Genomic DNA, 1677 nt, shown 5'->3' on the forward strand with positions numbered 1-1677 from the left:
GGCCCAGACTGTGTAAAAACGTGGCCAGTGCCCTTGCTATGCTGCCGGTGGGTTTCATAGCGGGGGCACTCCATGAAGCGTTTCATCCAGGGCGAATATCGAGGCCAAACCACGCTACTGCCCGAGAGCCTGGATGATTACGTCGCGGACACCAACCCGGTTCGAGTAGTCGATGTGTTCGTCGATGAACTCGATCTCGGCAGGCTGGGCTTCGACGGTATCGTCCCGGCAGAAACCGGTCGCCCCGCGTACCACCCTGCCGTTCTGCTGAAGCTCTATATCTACGGCTATCTCAATCGCATCCAATCCAGTCGCCGGCTTGAGCGCGAGGCCCAGCGCAACGTCGAATTGATGTGGCTGACCGGACGTCTGACGCCGGACTTCAAGACCATCGCCAACTTCCGCAAGGACAACGGCAAAGCCATTCGTGGTGTCTGCCGGCAATTCGTGGTGCTGTGCCAGCAGCTCGGTTTGTTCTCCGAAGCGCTAGTGGCTATCGACGGCAGCAAGTTCAAGGCGGTCAACAATCGCGACCGCAACTTCACCAGTGCCAAGCTGAAACGTCGGATGGAGGAGATCGAGTCGAGCATTAATCGTTACCTGACGGCGCTCGATACTGCAGATCGTCAGGAGCCTGCCGTTGCCCAGGTCAAAGCCGAACGCCTCCGCGACAAGATCGAGACCTTGAAAGCCAAGATGCAGGAGCTCAAGGAAATCGAAGTTCAGCTCAACGACGCACCGGACAAACAGATTTCCCTGACTGATCCCGATTCGCGTTCAATGAAGACGCGTGGTACAGGAATGGTCGGCTACAACGTGCAGGCAGCAGTCGACGCGAAGCACCATCTAATCGTGACCCATGAGGTCACGAACGACGGCGTCGATCGAGATCAACTGAGCACCATGGCCAAGCAGGCGCGAGAGGCCATAGGCGTCGAGGAACTCTCGGTGGTCGCCGACAGGGGGTACTTCAAAGGCGAAGAAATCCTGGCCTGCCAGGCAGCTGGAATCACCGCTTTCGTACCCAAGGCGCTGACGTCGGGCGCGACAGCGGCAGGCCGCTTTGGCAAAGGTGATTTCATCTATGACGCAGCCAAGAATGAGTACTGCTGCCCTGCTGGGCAAAGCCTGATTTGGCGTTTCTCAAGCGTCGAGAAAGGGCTGAAGCTGCACCGTTACTGGAGTTCGAATTGCCAGGGCTGTGCGTTGAAGGAGCAGTGCACACCGAGCGCACAGCGGCGGGTGAGTCGCTGGGAACATGAGTCGGTGCTCGACGCGATGCAGTCCCGTCTGGATCAGGCACCGGAGATGATGCGCATCCGCCGCCAGACAGTGGAGCATCCTTTCGGCACATTGAAGGCCTGGATGGGCGCCACCCATTTCCTCACCAAGACGCTCGACAGGGTAAGCACGGAAATGAGCCTGCATGTGCTCGCCTACAACTTCAAACGGGTGCTGAACCTGCTGGGCAATAGTGCGCTGATAGCGGCAATGAAGGCCTGAAAGCCCATTGGCGGCCTCTGAACTCGTTGCGCAGCATCGCGGAAACCGTACTTGCCTGAATCAGCTGAATGAGTCGGATCGACATGTCAGAAGCTTATAGCGCCTCTGGGCACCGCTAAAGCAATCCAATAACCAGCTCTTCATCACCCGCTGCGTTTTTACACGGTCTGGGCC

General features: G+C 58.0%; 1 protein-coding gene. It reads left to right on the forward strand.

Features of this window, described 5'->3' with window-relative positions:
- Positions 1 to 72: 72 nt before the first annotated feature.
- Positions 73 to 1503: an IS1182 family transposase gene (locus tag CTR53_RS21135; RefSeq protein ID WP_290818480.1), complete on the forward strand. Its 1431-nt coding sequence runs from the start codon at positions 73 to 75 to the stop codon at positions 1501 to 1503.
- The last annotated feature ends 174 nt before the right edge of the window (positions 1504 to 1677 follow it).

The organism is Ferrovibrio sp., assembly GCF_002796975.1.
Lineage (GTDB): Bacteria > Pseudomonadota > Alphaproteobacteria > Ferrovibrionales > Ferrovibrionaceae > Ferrovibrio.

Coding starts and splice junctions, on each gene's coding strand:
- CTR53_RS21135 (WP_290818480.1), top strand. CDS start 73: ATGAAGCGTTTCATCCAGGGCGAATATCGAGGCCAAACCACGCTACTG.